We start from the raw sequence: 19048 nt of genomic DNA, 5'->3' as shown, positions 1-19048 counted from the left end.
AGCCTCAGCTCGGAGACCTTGCATGTCCGACACCGCCGCCCCGGCCCCGATGGGCCGCTTTGAACGTCTTTTGACCCTCTGGGTCGCGCTTGCCATGGTGGTTGGCCTCGCCATCGGCAGCGTGGCGCCGGGCCTCGTCACCGCCATCGCCGCGACCGAGGTCGCCTCGATCAACCTGGTGGTCGCGGTGCTGATCTGGGCGATGGTCTACCCGATGATGGTCAATGTCGATTTCGGTGCCGTCGCCGGGGTGGCCAGGCAGCCCAGGGGCCTGCTGGTCACGCTGGTGGTGAACTGGCTGATCAAACCCTTCACCATGGCCTTCCTCGCGGTGCTGTTCTTCGAACATATCTTCGCCGCATGGATCGCGCCCGAGGATGCCGCGCAATATATCGCCGGTCTGATCCTGCTCGGCGCGGCCCCCTGCACCGCGATGGTCTTCGTCTGGAGCCAGCTCACCCGCGGCGACGCCACCTACACGCTGGTGCAGGTGTCGGTGAACGATCTGATCATGGTGGTGGCCTTCGCCCCGATCGTGGCGCTGCTGCTGGGCGTGACCGAGATCACCGTGCCATGGGACACGCTGGTCTTGGCCACGGTGCTCTATGTCGTCCTGCCGCTGCTGGCGGGGCTGCTGACCCGCCGCGCACTGGGATCCGAGGCGGCGATCGCGGCCTTTACCGCCCGCATCAAGCCGCTCTCGATGCTCGGCCTGATCGCGACGGTGGCGATCCTGTTCGGCCTTCAGGGCGAGACCCTGCTTTCGCGCCCCGGGGTGATCGTGCTGATCGCGGTGCCGATCCTGATCCAGAGCTACGGAATCTTCGCGCTGGCCTATGGCGCGGCTTGGCTCCTCAAGGTGCCGCACCGCATCGCCGCCCCTTGCGCGATGATCGGCACCTCGAACTTTTTCGAGCTTGCCGTCGCCGTCGCCATCAGCCTTTTCGGGCTCAACTCCGGCGCCGCGCTGGCCACCGTGGTGGGCGTGCTGGTCGAGGTGCCGGTGATGCTGTCGCTTGTGGCTTTCGCCAACCGCACGCGGGCGCGCTTTCCCGAAACCGGAGCCTGAGCGATGATCGTCATCCTTCCCACCCCCAACTGCGGCGCCGTGCGGGCCGCCCGGGGCGCCAGCGGTGCCGAGCCGGTGGTCATCGACGCAAACGGAGACTGTCTATGACCGACACCCCGCAACTCTCAGAGGCCGCCTTCGCGCCGATCGACCCCGAGGCGCTGTTTCCAGCCGACCGCAGCCACCACGCGCCCCGCATCCTGATCCTCTACGGCTCGCTGCGCGAACGCAGCTTCTCGCGCTTTGCCGCCGAGGAAGCCGCGCGCATCCTGACCCGCTTCGGGGCCGAGGTGCGCCTTTTCGATCCGCGCGGCCTGCCCCTGCCCGACAGCGCCCCGGTCGAGCATCCAAAGGTCGCCGAACTCCGCGACCTGGTCAGCTGGTGCGAGGGCATGGTCTGGTCCTCTCCCGAGCGCCACGGCGCGGTGACCGGCATCATGAAGAGCCAGATCGACTGGATCCCGCTGTCGCTTGGCGGCGTGCGCCCCACCCAGGGCAAGACGCTGGCGGTGATGCAGGTCTGCGGCGGGTCGCAATCGTTCAACACGGTGAACCAGCTGCGCATCCTGGGCCGCTGGATGCGGCTGCTGACCATTCCCAACCAGTCCTCGGTGGCCAAGGCCTGGGACGAATTCGACGAACATGGCCGGATGAAACCCTCGCCCTATTACAACCGCATCGTCGATGTGATGGAGGAGTTGATGCGCTTCACCCTGCTGACCCGCGACATCCGCGAACATCTTGTCGACCGCTATTCCGAGCGGGTGGAGAACCACGCGGCGCTGTCGGCGCGGGTCAATCAGGCCAAGGCGGTGGAATGACCGGACGCCAACGGCCGACCCCGTCGCCGGCGGCACGTCACCTCGACTTGGCGCACGGGAAAGACGGCGCCGCGCATCGGGCCCGGCATCGCATCTAATTGCGCGGACCGCGGGTGGTTCGGTAGCAGTCCCACCCCACGAGAGCGAGGGTGAACACCACCACAGCGATCAGATCGGGGCTTGGGACGCTATAGGCGAGGATACCCACAAACGCCGCAAAGATGAGGAAGGCGATGAGATAGAGAAGGCGTAACATGTCTGTTTCGTTCCTTTTCAGCCGTCGGCCCAGTCATAAAGCCACCGGGCGGTGCGCATCAGCCGCGCGTCGTCCCCGCGCCCGGCGACAAGTTGCACCCCCATCGGCAGGCCGTTGCTTGCGGTCAGGATCGGCACGGTCACGGCTGGGGTGCCGCAGAGCGTCCAGAGCCCGTTGAAGATCGCGTCGCCGGTGCTTTCCAACCCGGCTGGTGCCGGACCCGGTGCCGCGGGACACAGAATTGCGTCGCAGCGGGAGAAGATTTCCTCCAGCGCCACGCCGAGGATCCGCGGCCAGTCGAGCGCGGCGAGATAATCGCGGGCGGGCATGGTGGCGCCGCTGCGGATGGCCTTCAGCACCACGTCGGAGAGCTGCGCCGCCCCGTCACGCTCGTAATGATAATAATAGCGGGACATCTCGGCGAGGTTGATGCGTTCGCGCTGCGCGGCGGCTTCGGCGAAGATCTCCGGCAGGTCCACGGAAAAGGCCTGCTCGCCCAGGGCCTCTTCCAGCCCGGCAATGGCCTGTTTCAGGTCGTCATCGGCGCGCTCCCAGCCGGGCGGGCGCACAATGGCGAAGACCGGCGGCAGCGGCGGCGCGCTGGCGGCGGTGCGCTCCAATGCCGGAAATGGCGCGGGTGAGGTCGCCGTATCGGCAGGGTCATAGCCAAAGATCACCTCGGCCAAAATCGCCGCTCCGGTGGGATCGCTTGCAAAGACCCCGAGCGTGTCGAGCGTGTGCGACTGCATCAGCACGCCGTTGCGCGGGATCGCCCCGAAGCTCGGCTTGAACCCGGTGACACCACAGAACGCGGCCGGGCGGATCACCGAGCCGCCGGTCTGGGTTCCGATCGCAAGCGGCACCATTCCGTCCGCCACCGCGGCGGCGGACCCCGAGGACGAGCCACCCGGCGTATGGTCGAGATTATGCGGATTCCGGGTGGCCCCGGGGTGCAGGTAGGCAAGTTCGGTGGACACGGTCTTGCCCAGAATGATCGCGCCGGCCGATTTGAGACGCTGGATGATCCAGGCATCCTTGGCCGGCACCCGGCCGGCGTCCAGCGCACATCCGTTCCCGGTCGGCATCCGCGCGGTGTCGATGATGTCCTTCACCCCCACCGGCAGACCGTGCAGCGCGCCGAGCGGGCGCCCCGACCTGCGATGCGCATCCATCGCCCGCGCCTGATGGCGGGCGAAGTCGGGGTCGACATGCGCCCAGGCGTGCACCTCGGGGTCGCGCGCCGCGATCCGGGCCAGGCAGGACTCGACCAATGTCACCGCATCCAGCGCGCCCGAAGCGAGCCGGTCTCGCAGCTCGCTGGCGCCAAGCGCCAGCAGCTGTTGTCCCGCATCACTGGCGTCAGCGGCCATAGAACAGCTCCGGCAGGTGGAAGACGATCTGCGGGAAGATGTACATCAGCACCATCGAGACGATGACGCAGAACAGGAACGGCATCACGCCCGAGAAGATCTGGGTCAGCCGGACCTCGGGTGGCGCGATCCCCTTCAGATAGTAGGCGGACATCGCCATCGGTGGTGTCAGAAAACTGGTCTGGAGGTTCAGCGCCACGAGGATGCCGAAAAACAGCGGGTCAACCTCGAAGATCGCCAGCAGCGGCAGGAAGATCGGCACGAAGATGATGATGATCTCGGACCATTCCAGCGGCCAGCCGAGCAGGAAGATGATGAGCTGCGCGAGGATCAGGAACATCAGCGGCGTCAGGTTCAGCGACTGCACGAATTCCGAGATGATGTGCTCACCGCCGAGATAGGAAAATACCGCCGAGAAGGTATAGGAGCCGACGAAAAGCCAGCAGACCATCGCGGTGGTGCGCACCGTGAGATAGACGCTTTCGCGCAGCCGCTGCCAGGTCATCGCGCGGTACACCACGGCCAGAAAGATGCCGCCCAGCGCCCCGATCGACGCTGCCTCGGTGGGCGTGGCCAGCCCGAAAAGGATCGAGCCGAGGACCGCCAGGATGAGGAAGGCAAGCGGCATGAACGAGGTCAGGATCATCAGCAGCAGCTGTCCCACCGGAACGTCGGGCACCTCGTCATCGCTGGGCCGCGGCGCCGAGGACGGCTGAAGGATCGACCGGCCGATGACGTAGACCAGATACAGCCCGACCAGTGTCAGCCCCGGCAGCAGCGCCGCGGCATAGAGGCGCACGATCGAGACGCCCGAGGCGGCGGCATAGACGATCAACATGATCGAGGGTGGGATCAGGATGCCGAGCGTACCGCCGGCGCAGATAATGCCGCTTGCAAACGACGGGTTATAGCGAGCCTTCAGCATCTGCGGCAGCGCCAGCAGGCCCATCAGGGTCACAACCGCACCGACAATGCCGGTCGCGGTGGCAAACAGCGCGCAGGTGATCAGTGCCGCAACGCCCATCGAACCGGGTACGTTTTTCGACGCGATGTTGAGGGTCGAAAACAGCTTGTCGACGATATTGGCGCGCTCGACGATGTAGCCCATGAACAGAAACAGCGGCACCGCGGTCAGCACCTCGTTCGACATCACCGTATAGGTCTGGTTCACGAAGAGGTCGAATATTCGGTTGTTTAGGAACCCGTCGATCCAGGTCGTCCAGCTGTCCCAGGTGGTCGCGGTCTCGTCCAGCCGGTCGAAATCGCGCCACATCCGACGGGCGTCGAAATAGGCGTAATAGCCGAAACCGATGCCCATGGCCATCAGCGTGAAGGCGATCGGAAAACCGAGGAAAACGAATACGATGAACAGCGCCAGCATCATCAAGGCGACTTGGGGGTCGGTCATGTGTGTGTGTCCCTTTCGGCCTCGTGAGCTTGCCGGATCAGCAGGTCTTCGGTCTCGAACACGTCCTCTTCGGCTTCGAGCCATTCATTGGTGCGGATCGCCACGATGCAGCGGCAGACCTGCGCAATGCCCTGGACGAACAAGAGGATACCCGCGGCCACCATCACCGTTTTGAACTGGTAGATCGGGACGCCGGCGGGGCTGTTGATCGAGACTTCGGTGTATTGCCAGGACCGCGCGGCGTATTTCCATCCCGCGAAGATCAGCGCGAGGATGCCGGGAAAGAAGAACAGGAAATACAGCACCAGGTCGACCTTGGCCTGGGTCCTGGGCTGCCAGAGGCGGTACAGGAAGTCGCCCCGCACATGCCCCCCGCGCGAGAGTGTATAGGCGCCACCCATCATGAAAAGCGTGCCGTACATGATGAACGACACGTCCAGCGCCCATGCCGTCGGTGCATTCAGCACGTAACGCACAAAAACTTCGTACCCGGTCCCGACGGACATCAGGATGATCAGCCAGGCGAATACCTTGCCGAACGCTGCCGAGAGATTGTCAGCAAAACGGATAAACCCGATCATTCGGAGCTCCCCCTTCCATACGCTTACCCCGGCACGGAACCGCGCCGGGGTCTTCGATGATTATCGGTTCGCCTCAGAGCGAGAGCTTGCCGGGGAAGTAGTGGTCGTAGGCAAGCGCGTAATCCGGCGCGTTCATGAGCTCGTAGTAGGCGACCTTTTCGACCCATTCCCGCTGGCTGTCGAGGCAGCGCTTCATGAACTCGTCCTGCTCCAGCTCGGGGATCAGCTGGTCCCAGGCCGCCAGCTGTGCGTCGAGGATCTCTTTCGACGTCCGGCGTACGGTCACGCCGCCTTCCTGAAGCTCTTTCAGGTCGGTGGAGTACTGGCGCATGGCCTTTGCGGTGTTGGCTGTCGAAGCGGCCTCGACGCCATATTTCAGGATCGCCTGCAAGTCGGGATCGAGATCCTCGACAAAGGTGCGCGAGAACAGGAACTCGAAGCTTTCCGAAGCCTGGTGATACGAGGACAGGTAGTAGTTGGTCGCCACATCCTGCGCCCCGAAACGGCGGTCGGAGGTCGGGTTGTTGAACTCGAACGCGTCGATCACGCCGCGCTCCATCGCCGGGACGATCTCGCCGCCCGGAAGCTGGGCGACCGACATGCCAAGCTTGGCCATCAGGTCGGCGGCCAGGCCCACGGTCCGGTATTTGAAGCCCTGCAGGTCGGCCGGCGTGCTGACCTCGCCCTTGAACCAGCCGAAGGGCTGCGCGAACATCGGAAAGCCAAGATAGCCGATCACGTCGAGCCCCATGATGTCCTGCGTCAGCTCGCGGTAGAGCTCGGCGCCGCCGCCCTCGTAGAACCAGGCCAGCATCGTCGTGGCCGAGCCGCCGAAGACGGGACCGGTGCCGAACAGCGAGGCCGCCTTGTTCTTGCCGTACCAGTAAACCGGCACTGAATGCGCGGCGTCGATCACGCCGTCATTCACCGCATCGAGCACCTGGAACGCGGCCACAACCGCGCCCGCGGGCAGCACATCGATTTTCAGACGTCCCCCCGACATCTCGTCGACTCTCTGGGCATAATCCTTGGCGAACTCGTCCCAGATGTCCGAGGCAGGCCAGGAAGTCTGCATCTTCATCACGATGGGGGACTGCGCCAGAACCGCTGGCGCTGCCAGCGTGGCACCGGTTGCGGCAGTCCCGGCCAGTGCACTCTTTTTCAGAAACGACCGGCGGTCGAATGTCTTCGAAGTCATAGATTTTCCTCCCTAGGTATTGCGTCTGGAATGGCGCATTATTCGTTGCATTTTCATCCAAACACAGGTCGACCTTACCGATTGGACGCCGAACCGCAAGTTTCACCTTGGACCATCGCCAGCTTACTTGCCTTGTATTGGTTTCTGCTCCACCGCGTTGAGGCCAACAGCCATGCTGCATGCCGTCGCAACGCGGCCCCTCAGCGTCTGCAAGGGCCGAATCCGGCAGCGTCCAGGCGTCCAGGCGGAATCACCGAATCGTTCAGGTATCAAGCGCTTGCGCATTGACCGATCGCGGGCCGTGCGGCATCCCGGCCCGACATGTTTCGCGGAATGGCGCTGTCATCTTGGCGGCCAGACTGGAAACCGGCCTGGGATTAATAATGACAGCTCGCATTGCAAATGACCGCAGGGCCAATCTGATCGGCAGCGTTTGGATGATCACCGCAATGGCGGTTTTCGCCGTCGAGGACGCTTTTGTAAAAGCGGCCGCCCTGACATTGCCGGTCGGTCAGATATTGATCCTTTTCGGCTTGGGCGGGGCTTTTGTTTTTGCCGGTCTGTTGCTGATTCAGAAACGGCCGCTGTTCGTGCCTGACGTGGTTTCGCGACCGATGCGTTTTCGCGTGGTCTTCGAGATCGTCGGCAGGCTGTTTTTCGTGCTTGCCCTGTCCTTGACCCCGCTCTCGGTCACAACGGTGATCCTGCAGGCGGCGCCGCTGGTCGTGGTCGCGGGCGCCGCCCTGGTCTTTGGCGAGAAGGTCGGCTGGCGCCGATGGACGGCGGTGTTGATCGGATTGCTGGGGGTCGTGGTCATCGTCCAGCCAGGTGCGGACAGTTTTTCCCTGCTGTCGCTATTGGCGATTCTCGGCATGCTCGGGTTTGCCGGGCGCGACCTGGCCAGCCGCGCCGCCCCCGCCTCGCTCAACACGTCGATTCTCGGGCTGTATGGCTTTCTGTCCATCCTTGCTGCCGGCATCTTGTTTTCGGGCTGGCAGGCCGCCCCTTTCGTGATGCCAACCCCTGACGCCTGGCTGTTCCTGTCCGGCGCCGTGCTGGCCGGCGTCGCGGCCTATTCCTGCCTGATGAAAGCGATGCGCACCGGAGATGTTTCTGCCGTCACCCCCTTCAGATACACCCGCCTGCTGTTTGGAATAGCGCTGGGGGTCGTGGTTTTTGGCGAGCAGGTGAGCCCGTCGATGATGCTGGGGGCGGGTTTAATCGTGCTGTCCGGTCTGTTCATTCTTTGGCGCGGCAAACAGGCCACGCCGCCGGGAGCGCGCCAGCATTAGTCTGAATGGAGGCGCAACCGCCCTGTGCGCAACGGCACGGGTGGGCCAAAAGACCAGCCGGGCCAAGCCCGGACAGGCCGATTTAGAACGCGGCACCTTACCTTGCGCCGCGATCGCGCGGCATCGGCCCCAGGAATTGCTTGCCTTGGCGGACGGGGTGATATTCCATATGGGTCGGCGCAGATACAACCGGAACCCATGTGCACAGTCCTCGGCAGAAGTCCGGGCCATCCGCATGCGAAGGCCCACGCCTGGTGGCCGCCGCCGCGGCGCCGCTGACCCGCGACGCCTGACCACCCCCCTGCACCGGAGACACAGATGCAACCGACCCTCAGCACCGGGGCCGACGGCCTCGAATTGCGTTGGCCCGACGGAACCGTTGGCGACTTCCCCTATATCTGGCTGCGCGATACCGATCCCTCGGGTTTTCACCCGCAGACCGGCGAGCGCATTTTCGACCTTACCAAGGTTCCGCTCGACCTCGTTCCCCACGAAATCAAAGTGATGCAGGATGCGCTGCTCGTCACTTGGACCGCTGGCGCGACGCCCAGCCGTTTCGACCTCGACTGGATCAAGGCGCATCGCCCCGGGCAAGCGCGGCACGATCCGGCCGAGCTTGTGCCCGTCGCCTGGAAGGCCGATCTCGGCAAGGATGGCGTGCCCCGTCACGATGCCGATCGAGTCCTCGATTCTGACGCCGCCCTGGCGGCGTGGCTGCGCGACACCAAGCGCTACGGCCTCTCGATCGTGACCGGGCTGGCCAACAGCACCGAGGCCGGCATCGCGCTGGCACGTCGGGTTGGCCACCTGCGCGAGACCAATTTCGGACTGACCTTCGAAGTTGTCTCCAGGCCGGACCCCAACAACCTCGCCTATACCTCGGATGCGCTGCCGCTGCATACCGACCTGACCAATCAGGAACTGCCGCCGGGCTACCAGTTCCTGCATTGTCTTGCCAACGAGGCCGAGGGCGGCGGTTCGACCTTCTGCGACGGCGTCGCCGTGGCCGAGGATCTGCGGGCCGGTGATCCGGACGCCTTCGCGCTTCTGACGACATTGTCCGTGCCCTTCCGGTTCCAGGACCGCCACACGGATATTCGTTCGCGCAAGACGATCATCACGCTGGATGGGCGCGGGGCGGTCTGCGAGATCTGTTTCAACGCCCATCTGGCGGATATCGTCGACCTTGCGCCCGCAACTCTGAAGCCGTTCTACCGCGCCTATCAGCGTTTCATGGCGATGACGCGCGACCCCGCCTACGGCATCGCGCTGAAACTTACCGGCGGCGAAATGGTCGTCTTCGACAATCGCCGCGTCCTGCACGGCCGCGAGGCCTTTGACCCGTCCACCGGCTTTCGTCACCTGCACGGTTGCTACGTTGATCGCGGCGAATGGGACAGCCGCCTGCGGGTGCTGGACAGGTCGCTGGACTGATCGCAGCGGGACCGGCAAGAATGGCCGGCGCGCCACCGGGCGCGCCGACGACTGGCGTTGCTGGTGCGCGTGTCATGTAGGCCCGCTCCCGCGGCACCCTATGCCTTGGGAAGGAGATCCGTCGGCAAGGGAAAGACTATCGTCGTGGTCTTGTCGGTGGCGATGTCGTTCAGCGCGTTGAAATAGCGAAGCTGCATGGCATTGGCTTGCTCGGCCAGCATCTTGCCCGCCTCCACCAGCTTGCCGGCCGCCTGCTGCTCGCCCTCCGCGTTGATCACCCGCGCGCGGCGCAGTCGCTCTGCTTCGGCCTGCTTGGCAATGGCCCGGACCATGCTTTCATCGATGTCGACATGCTTGATCTCGACATTTGTCACCTTGATCCCCCAGGCGTCGGTCTGCCGGTCCAGGATTTCCTGAATGTCGGCATTGAGGCGGTCGCGCTCGGCAAGCATCTCGTCCAGTTCGTGCTTGCCCAGGACCGAGCGCAGCGTCGTCTGTGCAAGTTGGCTGACCGCGGTCCTGAAATCGGCGACATTTATGATCGCGCGTTCCGGGTCTATGATGCGGAAATAGATCACCGCGTTGACCTTGACCGACACATTGTCCCGGCTGATCACGTCCTGGCTGGGCACGTCTTCGACGAACATGCGCAGATCGGTGCGCACCGCCTGCTGTACGATCGGTATCATCATCACGAAGCCGGGCCCGCAGACCCTGGTGAAGCGTCCCAGGGTGAACATCACGCCACGTTCGTATTCGCGAAAGATGAAGATCGCATTGTAGAGAATAAAGACGACGAGGACGACGCCAACAAGCTGTAGAATCCATTCGAAAACAAAGACTTCCATATCTATCCCTTTCCCGCTGGCTGCGCGATTTCCCTTGAGGAGGTCTCGACGACCAACGTAAGCCCGTGAACCGCCCGCACCGTCACCGTTTGGCCCGGTGTTAGCACCGCGTCCCCCCTGGCCTGCCAGCGCTCTCCCTCGGTCCAGACATAGCCTTTTCCGCCAGACCATTCGATCACGCGCGCGGGCGCCCCGACCATCCGCGCGTGACCGCTCACCGGGGCGCGTCGATAGGCACGAAAGGTGAATCCCAAGAGCAGCACCAGCACTGCGCCGCTCAGCGCGGCCATGGTGCCGATCAGCCAAACCGAGATCTGGAATTGCGGGGCGTCGGTATCGATCAGCATCGAGGATCCGAACACGAAGGCCACCAAACCGCCGATGCCCAGAACACCGAAGGTCGGCGTCAGGGCTTCGACCACCATGAAGGCGATGCCGAGACCGATCAGCGCAAGCCCGGCATAGTCGAGCGGCAACTGGTTGAGCGCGTAGAGTCCAAGCGTCAGACTGATTGCGCCGACAACACCGGGCACCAGCGCCCCCGGATTCCAGAACTCGAAGATCAACCCGTAGACACCGACCATCATCAGGATCAGCGCGACATTCGGGTTGGACAAAACGCTCAGAATGCGCGTCACGGCATCCATCTCGATCGTCTCGACCGGCAGGCCCTTCACCTCGATCCGGTGCTCGGACCCGGCCACGGTGACGGTTCGTCCGTGCACGGCGTTCAGCAGCGCGTCGGTGTCCGATGCCATGAAATCGATCACGTTCCGCTCCAGCGCGGCCGCCGCGGAGAGGCTGGCGGCTTCGCGCACCGCAGTTTCGGCCCAATCGGCATTGCGCCCGTGCAGTTCTGCAAGGCTGCGGATCAGCGCCACCGCATCATTCGTGGCCTTTGCCGTCATCGCGTCGTCGGCGCCCAGAACACCCGGTTTGCGCGCCTCTGACTGGTCGCCTTCGGCATCTGCGTCGTCAGGGCGGTTGGTCTCCTCCTTGGCCGGCTCGCGCTCAGAGCCCGGAAATCCGTCTGGCAGTCCGCCGAGCTGCACCGGCGTGGCCGCGCCCAGATTGGTGCCCGGCGCCATTGCGGCGACATGGGTCGCGTACAGAATGTAGGTGCCGGCGCTTGCCGCATGTGCCCCCGAAGGCGCCACATATCCGACCACGGGCACTGTGGATTGCAGGATCTCTGAAATCACCTGGCGCATCGCGTCCGCAAGACCGCCGGGCGTATTCAGGCGCAGCAACAGCGCCGCGGCGCGGCGCTCCTGGGCAATTCCGACAACCCGATGGACATGCTTGACGGTCGCAGGCCCGATCGGACCCTCGATCGACGCGGCCATCACGACCGAACCGGATTTATCTTCGTTTGTGTTCTGCGCCGTCGCGACGCAAGCAATCGCCATTGCAATCGCCAGAACCGCAGCGAGGCGACGCAATATCCAGAGACGTTGCACGACAGCCTCCCTACCGCCAGTATACGCCCAACCGCCGCCAGCGCAAAACGCCGTGCAGATGGCAAGCTTGTGGCGGGGTCTACCGGCTGCGGGTCATCGGGCCATTACCCCGGCCCGACGTCTTTCATGTGGACCTCATATCCCCACAGCTGGCGGCAATATTCGAGCGTCTTCTGCTTGTCTTCTTCCGCCAGCGGGATGCCTTCGAGCGGACGGAACTCAAGCTGCAACGCGCGATCGCCAAGCAGGTCAACGTCTGTGACCTGTATCACCGGTTGCCGTACCGCGGGATCCACCGAATGCGCGAGCAGATCGCGCACCCTGCGATAGCCGGCTTCGTCATGAATGGCCGATACCGTATACCAGGACTTGCCTTCCGCTTCGGTCAGGCCGAACATCCGGAAATCGCGTATCACCTTCGGGCTAAGGAATTGCTGGACAAAGCTTTCGTCGCGGAACTTTTCCCACGCGTCCCTGAGCACGTTCCGCCAATCGCCGCATCCCGCAATTTCCGGGAACCAGATGCGATCCTCTTCGGTCGGTTCCGTACAGATCCGGACGACATCGCGCATGATGGCAAAGCCGATCGCATAGGGATTGAGCCCGCTATAGTTCGGCGAATCGAAGTCGGGTTGCGTCAAGACACCGGTGTGGTTGACGAGGATTTCCAACATCGCCCCGTCATCGATGCGACCCGCCGCGTGCAGCCGCTTGAGGATGTGGTCGTGAACGAATGTGGCGCATCCCTCGTTCATGATTTTCGTTTGGGTCTGCGGATAGAAATACTGCGCGATGTTGCGGACGATGCGCAGGATCTCTCTTTGCCATGATTTCAGCACCGGACTGTAGGTTTCGATGAAATAGAGCAGGTTTTCTTCCGGCAGGCGCATCTTGCGCCGGCGTTCCTGTGCAAGGTCCTGCGCGTCCTCCTTGCCGCGCGATCGTTCCAGACCGGACCAGATATAGTGAACCGCCCGCTCCTCTTCTTCCTGCCGTCTGCGGCGCAGCTGCTGTTCCGCGCGTCGCGACCGTTGCGGCGGTCGCCGGTGACGAAACACGCTGGTCGGCATCAGCGCATGGGCCGCATCGAGCAACTCTTCCACCTCCGTCGAGCCGTGCTTTTCCTCGCAGCGGCGAATGAATTCCCGGGCATAGTCGAGATAATCGATTATGCCTTCGGGATCGGTCCATTGCCGGAACAGATGGTTGTTCTTGAAGAAATGATTGTGGCCACAGGCCGCATGCGCCATGACCAGCGCCTGCATTGCCATCGTGTTCTCGTCCAGACAGTAGCTGACGCAGGGGTTGGAGTTGATGACGATCTCATAGGCCAGCCCGCCGAGCCCGCGGCTGTAGCGGCTTTCATGAAAAATGAACTTTTTTCCGAACGACCAGTGCCCGTACATCAACGGCATGCCCGACGAGGAATAAGCGTCCAGCATCTGTTCTGCCGAGATGATCTCGATCTGGTTCGGGTAAAGATCAAGCCCGAGATCTTCCAGCGCGACCGCCTCGATTGCGTCATAGGTCCGCCGGATGGCATCGAATGTCCATTCGCTGCCTTCGAACAACAATTTGTCTGTGGCGGCAGGCTCAGCCATCGCGGCGCTCCGATTGGGCCGAAAAGAGTTCGCGAAACACCGGGTAAATGTCCGCGGGCGCCGCCACCCGTTTAAGCGCGAAATTCGGCCATTCCTTTGCGACGCGCAAATACGACTGCCAAAGCTCGGTCCCGCTGTCCGGGCTTTTCAGGATCAGCGCTTCGTCCGGTTCGATGATTTCGACATAGGCGAAATATTGGCAGATCCGCAGCAGCTCGGCGTCCAGGATATTGACGCATTTATCCGAGTCGCCGGGATAATTTTCGCCATCCGACGCCTGTGCCGCATAGATGTTCCATTCCGCCGGAGGGTAACGCGCCGCGATCAGGCGCTGCATCTCGGCAAGCGAGGTACTGACAACCGTGCCGCCACTTTCCTTGGAATGAAAGAACGTGTCTTCATCAACCTCCTTGGCTTCGTGCGTGTGGCGGATGAAGACCAGTTCGACCTTTTCGTAGCATCGCTTCAGGAACAGGTGCAAAAGCGCGAAGAACCGCTTGGCAAGATCCTTTTCCCGTTCGCCCATCGAGGCCGACACATCCATCAGGCAGAACATCACCGCATGCGCGGTCGGTTCCGGTCGCATCTCGTAATAGCGATAGCGCAGGTCGAGCGGGTCGAGGAAAGGCACCAGCTGTCGCCTTTTCAGGAGATCGTCCAATTGCCGTTTCAGGCCCACCATTTCCCCTGCATCCCGCTGCTCAGGCACGCCTGGCGAGGCAAGGTCTCCGATCCGGTCCCGCAGGCGCTGGATTTCCTCGTTGCGCGGACGCCCAAGCGCAAAGCGGCGTCCGATCGCATTGCGCATGCTGCGGCCCACACTGAGATTGGCGGGCGTCCCGGTGACCGAGATCCCGGACCGCCGGGGCCGGACCGCCTCGACCCGCTTGAGCGACCGCTTGACCATGTCGGGAAGTTTCAGATCTTCAAAAAAGACATCCAGGAATTCGTCCCGGGACAAAACGAAAAGAAAATCATCCTCGGCCTCGCCTTCCGGCGCGCCGCCTTTTCCGGCGCCGCCCCCGGCGCCCTGCGGCTTGTCGATCCGGTCGCCGGGGCGGAAATTCTTGTTGCCCGGCAGAACATGTTCGCGGTGTCCGCCTTCGCGGGCATGATGGAAAGTCGGCTCTTTTATGCCTTTGGCAGGAATGCTGACGCTATCGCCGCGGTCGACATCCGCGATCCCGCGCTTTCTGACCGCACTGTCGACGGCCTCCTTGACCGCGCCTTGCACCCGCCGGATGAAACGGCGTCGGTTCCCGAGGCTACGGTCCTTTGGGTTGCGACGCCTGTCGATGAACTGTGTCATGGTCGAACACCGCTATCCCGCCCTGCTGACCCGCATGTACCATTCAACCAGGCGTTGCACCTGGTGCTGGGTATAGCCCCGCGCCTGCATCCGCTCCACGAATTCCGTATGCTTGGAATCGGTTTCGCGGTCGCGTTTGGCGCCGAAGCTGATCACCGGCAGCAGGTCTTCGACCTTGCTGAACATGCGTTTCTCGATCACCCGGCGCAGCTTGGCATATTTGCGCCAATCCGGATTGCGGCCGTCATTTTCGACCCGAGCCCGCAGCACGAATTTGACCACCTCGTTGCGGAAATCCTTGGGATTGGCGATGCCGGCCGGTTTCTCGATTTTCTCCAGTTCGTGTTCCAGCACGTCGCGGTCAAACATCTGACCGGTGTCGGGATCCCGATAATCCTGATCTTCGATCCAGGCATCGGCATAGGCGATATAGCGATCGAACAAATTCTGACCATAGTCGGAATAGGACTCGAGATATGCTTTCTGGATCTCCTCGCCAATGAAATCGGCATAGCGCGGGGCCAGCTCGGATTTGACGAAATCCAGATAGCGCCCCTCGACCTCTTCGGGGAACTGCTCGCGCAGGATGGCATTTTCCAGCACATACATCAGGTGCACCGGATCCGCCGCGATTTCCTTGGTGTCATGATTGAATGTCTCGGACAGAACCTTGAAGGCGAAACGGGTCGAGATGCCGGTCATGCCTTCGTCGACACCCGCCTTGTCACTATATTCCTGTTTGGACTTGGCCTTGGGATCGGTGTCTTTGATGCTTTCGCCATCGTAGATCCGCAGCTTCGAATAGGGGGTCGAGTTCTCGTGTTCGCGCAAGCGGGTTAACACGCTGAACCGCGCCATCATCGTCAGCGTCTCGGGCGCGCAGGGCGCTTCTCGCAGCGTACTGTCGGCGATCAGTTTTTGATAAACCTGCGCCTCTTCGGTCGCCCGCAGGCAATAGGGCACCTTGACGACCGTGATCCGGTCAAGGAAGGCCTCGTTGTTGCGGTTCGCCTTGAATTGCAGCCATTCGGATTCGTTCGAATGCGCCAGTACGATCCCCTGATAGGGCATGGCGCCGATATTCTCGGTGCCCATATAGCTGCCTTCCTGCGTGGCCGTCAGCAGCGGGTGCAGCACCTTGATGGGTGCCTTAAACATCTCGACGAATTCCAAAAGCCCCTGCGTGGTCCGGTTGAGCCCGCCGGAATAGCTGTAGGCATCGGGGTCGTTCTGGCTGAAATGTTCCAGTTGACGAATGTCGAGCTTGCCGGTGAGCGTCGAGACGTCCTGGTTGTTCTCGTCTCCGGGCTCGGTCTTGGCGACGCAAGCCTGCCGCAGCACCGATGGGTAGATCCGCGCGACGGTGAACTTGGAAATGTCACCGTCGAATTCCTCCAGCCGCTTCACCGCCCAGGGCGAGATCGGGTATCGCAGCAGATGTCCGGGGATGTTGTACTTATCCGCCAGCAACTTGCCGAACCGCGCCTCGTCGAACAGGCCAAGCGGCGATTCAAAGACCGGGCTGATCTGATCGCCCGCCTTCAGCACATAGATCGGCTCGCGTTCGACAAGTCGCTTGAGTGTCTCGGCCAGGGTCGACTTGCCGCCGCCTACCGGCCCCAACAGGTAGAGGATCTGCTTGCGCTCCTCCAAACCCTGCGCCGCACGTTGGAAGAAACCGACGATGCGCTCGATCGTCTCCTCCACCCCGTACATCTCCGAAAAGGCCGGGTATCGCCGGATGGTGCGGTTCTGAAAAATCCGGCCCAACCGCTGATCGCGACTGGTGTCGACAAGCTCGGGCTCGCCAATGGCGGCGGCCATCCGCTCGGCAGTTGTGGCGCGCATCTGGGGCGAATCTCGACAGCCAAGCAAATAGTTTTGCAGCGACAGTTCCTCGACTTTGCGCTTGTCGAAATCCTCGAAGAACCGTGAAAATACCTCCATCGTGGTTTCTCCATTCACGGGATTGGCGACGCCGCCGAACGTAATGAAAAGCCACTGGCGGCTGGTCTCTATCTTAAAGATGGGATGCCTAACCGTCTATTCCCAGAATTTTTTTTCCTTCAGCGCGAATATTTGATACCCTGTGAGTGATGGGTTGTGGGCTCAGATCGGACCCGCATCACCGTCGCCGGGTGGAGTCATTCGGAACCGCGTTTGACGGGCGTCAGAGGCGCCCCGCAGGCGTTGCAGGGCGACGGCAAACGGTGCGGTTTCGCCGTCGAAGGCCTGCCGTCCGGCAGGTTCCAGTTGATCCATCTCGCGCAGACTGACCTCTCCGGGATGCCGCCGGAAAAGGTGGGTCACCCGATGCTCGAAACCCAGGCCAAATGGCGGAGACACAGCGTCGCGGTGCCGAACGACCAGGCAGACCTCGGCCCGGTGGCAGCGGCGGCCAACGACGTCGATCCCGAGCCAAGATGATGGATGCGATCCACGAGTTGACCGGCACGGCGGGCAAACCTGAAGATTGGTTTTGGAGATCATGGCGGCCTTGGCGTAACATCCGGGGCGGAGGAGACATGATCGGAGACATGCCAGACGCTTTCACCCGCGAGCAGATCGCGGCCTCGTGGGACCGCTGCGAGCGGCAGCACAGGCTCACCCGGGATGCGGCGCGGCCGATTCTGCGCCTGCAAGCCAGCGAGATCGCGCCGCGGCTTGAGCAGATAACCGAACGGACCGGCGGCAGGCAGGGCTTTTTCCGCCAGCTGGCATCGTTCGCAGGCGATGGCAAACGGTGTCTGGTCGTTACGGATGCCGATGGCGTTCTGGTGCGGCTGGAAATGGCCGGACCGTGGCGGGGCGCCGAAGACTGGAACGGCATCGCGCTGGGGTCCTGCTGGGATGAACGGGTGGCCGGGACGAACGGCGTCGCGATGGCCCTGCGCGCGGGCCGTGCCTTTACCGTTGGCGGGGCCGATCATTTCTATGCGCGGCTCAAGCCCTTTGCCTGCACCGGCGCGCCGATCTTCGATGCCGAGGGGGCGCTCGTTGGGGCGGTAAACCTCGTCACCTTCGAAAACGGGAACGCGGCGGAGCATTATTTTGCCCGCCAGTTTCTCGACACCGCGGCCGAGCGCATCCAGCACCAGCTGTTCGAACAGCATTTCGCGGACAGCATGATCATATCAGTGTCCTCCGGCGCTGAGGGGCAGCCGCTGTCGGGAGGCGGGCTGATCGCGGTCGATGAAGCCGGGATCATCCTTGGCGCGACATCCGCGGTGCAGCGGATCGTCGGTGACCGCGCGCCCGGGAAGCTGAAGGGGCAGCCCTTCCAGGCGGTTTTCGATATGGACAGCGACACGCTGGCGAAGGTGCCGGAGCGTGTGCTTTCGATACCCACGACGACGGGCCGGGCGATGACGCTGTCTGCTGTGCTGCCGAAAACAGCCGCTCCCCTGCCCCGCACCGCCCGCCCCGCCTCGCCGCCCCGGCGACGTCGGCTGCCGCCCTCGCTGCTGGAACTCGCGACGGGCTGCAAGCTGATGGCGGCGCGTTGCGCAGAGGCGAAGATGCTGTTTCGTGCGGCGATGCCCTTCCTTGTCGAGGGCGAGACCGGCACGGGCAAGTCGGCGCTGATCGCGGCACTGGCAGGCACCTCGCCCGTGCTCAAGATCGATTGCGCCACGATGGGCGGCACGGCGGCGGATATCGACGCTCTGCGCAGTGTTCTGTCGCAGGCGCGGATCCTGTCGCTGATGCCCGAAGCGGCGCAGGACAGGGCGTCGGTGCTGCTGGACAACATTGCCGAGATGCCGTCCGAGGCGCAGGCGGAGCTCCGCAGGCAATTGGACGAGGTGGAGGCCGACCGGCAGGGGGAAGATGGCGCGCAGCCAAGGATCGTTGGCCTGAGCCGCCAGCCCTTGCTCGATGCGGTGGCAGAGGGGCGCTTCCGCGATGACCTCTACTACCTGATCGCCGGGGCGCGGGTTGCGCTGCCACCGCTCAGAGAGCGCGCGCATCCCGAGATGCTGGCACAGGTTCTCGCCACCAAGATCGCCGGCCGTCAGGTCGACCTCAGCGACGAGGCCGCCGCGATGATCCGCGCGCACCCCTTTCCTGGCAATGTCCGTGAATTGAGTGCGGCCCTGTCGCGCGCGCTGATGACCGCATCGAATGACCGCCTCACCCCGGTCGACCTGCGCCCGACCTCGATCGCCGCGGGTGCGGCGATTGCTGCCGCGCCCCCCGCCGCGCGGGCACCTCGGCTGGTCTATGACGAGGCCACGCAGATCCGCGATGCCCTGACATCCAGCGGCTGGAACGTCAGCGAAGCCGCGCGGCGCCTCGGCATGAGCCGCGCGACCATCAACCGCAAGATCAAGCGGCACAGGTTGATCCGGCCATCCTGACCGGCAGTCTCGGAAACAGTTGAACCCGGCCTTTTAGGAGAGC

The 19048-nt window shown here is 63.2% G+C and carries 16 protein-coding genes; 6 read left to right on the top strand and 10 right to left on the bottom strand.

Annotated elements, in window-relative coordinates; all coding sequences use genetic code 11:
- The first annotated feature begins 22 nt into the window (after positions 1-22).
- A complete protein-coding gene (gene arsB, locus CVM52_RS04640; protein ID WP_100161433.1) occupies positions 23-1069 on the top strand; it encodes an ACR3 family arsenite efflux transporter in 1047 nt (348 codons plus the stop codon).
- Positions 1070-1173: 104 nt separating this feature from the next.
- Positions 1174-1890, top strand: coding sequence for an arsenical resistance protein ArsH (arsH, locus tag CVM52_RS04635; RefSeq protein WP_100161432.1), 717 nt, complete (start codon positions 1174-1176; stop codon positions 1888-1890).
- A gap of 94 nt (positions 1891-1984) precedes the next feature.
- On the opposite strand, the gene CVM52_RS26800 is transcribed toward arsH, so the two are convergent.
- The 5 genes from CVM52_RS26800 to CVM52_RS04615 form a co-directional block, all read right to left on the bottom strand.
- The gene (locus CVM52_RS26800; RefSeq protein WP_172720907.1) at positions 1985-2146 is read right to left on the bottom strand and encodes a hypothetical protein; all 162 of its coding nucleotides are present in this window, start codon (positions 2144-2146) and stop codon (positions 1985-1987) included.
- Positions 2147-2163: 17 nt separating this feature from the next.
- A complete protein-coding gene (locus CVM52_RS04630; RefSeq protein ID WP_100161431.1) occupies positions 2164-3516 on the bottom strand; it encodes an amidase in 1353 nt (450 codons plus the stop codon).
- Positions 3506-4924 carry a TRAP transporter large permease gene (locus tag CVM52_RS04625; protein WP_100161430.1) on the bottom strand — a complete coding sequence of 473 codons (1419 nt, stop codon included), beginning with the start codon at positions 4922-4924 and terminating at the stop codon, positions 3506-3508. Before CVM52_RS04625 ends, CVM52_RS04630 begins: the two co-directional genes overlap by 11 nt.
- Positions 4921-5505: a TRAP transporter small permease subunit gene (locus tag CVM52_RS04620; protein WP_100161429.1), complete on the bottom strand. Its 585-nt coding sequence runs from the start codon at positions 5503-5505 to the stop codon at positions 4921-4923. The genes CVM52_RS04625 and CVM52_RS04620 overlap by 4 nt, the downstream gene beginning before the upstream one ends.
- 73 nt (positions 5506-5578) lie before the next feature.
- Positions 5579-6703 (bottom strand): TRAP transporter substrate-binding protein, encoded by a 1125-nt coding sequence (locus CVM52_RS04615; RefSeq protein ID WP_100161428.1) that lies wholly within the window; start codon positions 6701-6703, stop codon positions 5579-5581.
- A 383-nt stretch (positions 6704-7086) separates the two neighbouring features.
- Here CVM52_RS04615 and CVM52_RS04610 point away from each other — a divergent pair, with 383 nt between their 5' ends.
- Entirely contained in the window at positions 7087-7995 is a 909-nt protein-coding gene (locus CVM52_RS04610) for a DMT family transporter (RefSeq protein ID WP_100161427.1), read from the top strand.
- A 318-nt stretch (positions 7996-8313) separates the two neighbouring features.
- A complete protein-coding gene (locus tag CVM52_RS04605; RefSeq protein WP_100161426.1) occupies positions 8314-9429 on the top strand; it encodes a TauD/TfdA family dioxygenase in 1116 nt (371 codons plus the stop codon).
- A 98-nt stretch (positions 9430-9527) separates the two neighbouring features.
- On the opposite strand, the gene CVM52_RS04600 is transcribed toward CVM52_RS04605, so the two are convergent.
- From CVM52_RS04600 to CVM52_RS04580, 5 genes are all read right to left on the bottom strand, one after another.
- On the bottom strand, positions 9528-10277 hold the full coding sequence (locus CVM52_RS04600) for a slipin family protein (protein ID WP_100161425.1): 750 nt from the start codon (positions 10275-10277) through the stop codon (positions 9528-9530).
- A 2-nt stretch (positions 10278-10279) separates the two neighbouring features.
- A complete protein-coding gene (locus tag CVM52_RS04595) occupies positions 10280-11737 on the bottom strand; it encodes an NfeD family protein (RefSeq protein WP_205964880.1) in 1458 nt (485 codons plus the stop codon).
- A gap of 104 nt (positions 11738-11841) precedes the next feature.
- Positions 11842-13338 carry a SpoVR family protein gene (locus CVM52_RS04590; protein WP_100161423.1) on the bottom strand — a complete coding sequence of 499 codons (1497 nt, stop codon included), beginning with the start codon at positions 13336-13338 and terminating at the stop codon, positions 11842-11844.
- Complete coding sequence (locus tag CVM52_RS04585) at positions 13331-14647, bottom strand: YeaH/YhbH family protein (protein ID WP_100161422.1); 1317 nt, start codon at positions 14645-14647, stop codon at positions 13331-13333. Before CVM52_RS04585 ends, CVM52_RS04590 begins: the two co-directional genes overlap by 8 nt.
- Positions 14648-14659: 12 nt before the next feature.
- Complete coding sequence (locus CVM52_RS04580) at positions 14660-16594, bottom strand: PrkA family serine protein kinase (RefSeq protein WP_100161445.1); 1935 nt, start codon at positions 16592-16594, stop codon at positions 14660-14662.
- 213 nt (positions 16595-16807) lie between these two features.
- On the opposite strand from CVM52_RS04580, the gene CVM52_RS26795 reads away from it, so the two are divergent.
- On the top strand, positions 16808-17074 hold the full coding sequence (locus CVM52_RS26795) for a hypothetical protein (RefSeq protein ID WP_172720906.1): 267 nt from the start codon (positions 16808-16810) through the stop codon (positions 17072-17074).
- Positions 17075-17172: 98 nt separating this feature from the next.
- Positions 17173-19005: a sigma-54-dependent Fis family transcriptional regulator gene (locus tag CVM52_RS04575; protein WP_172720905.1), complete on the top strand. Its 1833-nt coding sequence runs from the start codon at positions 17173-17175 to the stop codon at positions 19003-19005.
- The last annotated feature ends 43 nt before the right edge of the window (positions 19006-19048 follow it).

It is taken from the genome of Pseudooceanicola lipolyticus (assembly GCF_002786325.1).
GTDB classification, from domain to species: Bacteria; Pseudomonadota; Alphaproteobacteria; order Rhodobacterales; family Rhodobacteraceae; genus Pseudooceanicola_C; species Pseudooceanicola_C lipolyticus.
The sequence above is the reverse complement of the archived record's forward strand: the minus strand, read 5'-3'. Positions and strand labels throughout refer to the sequence as shown.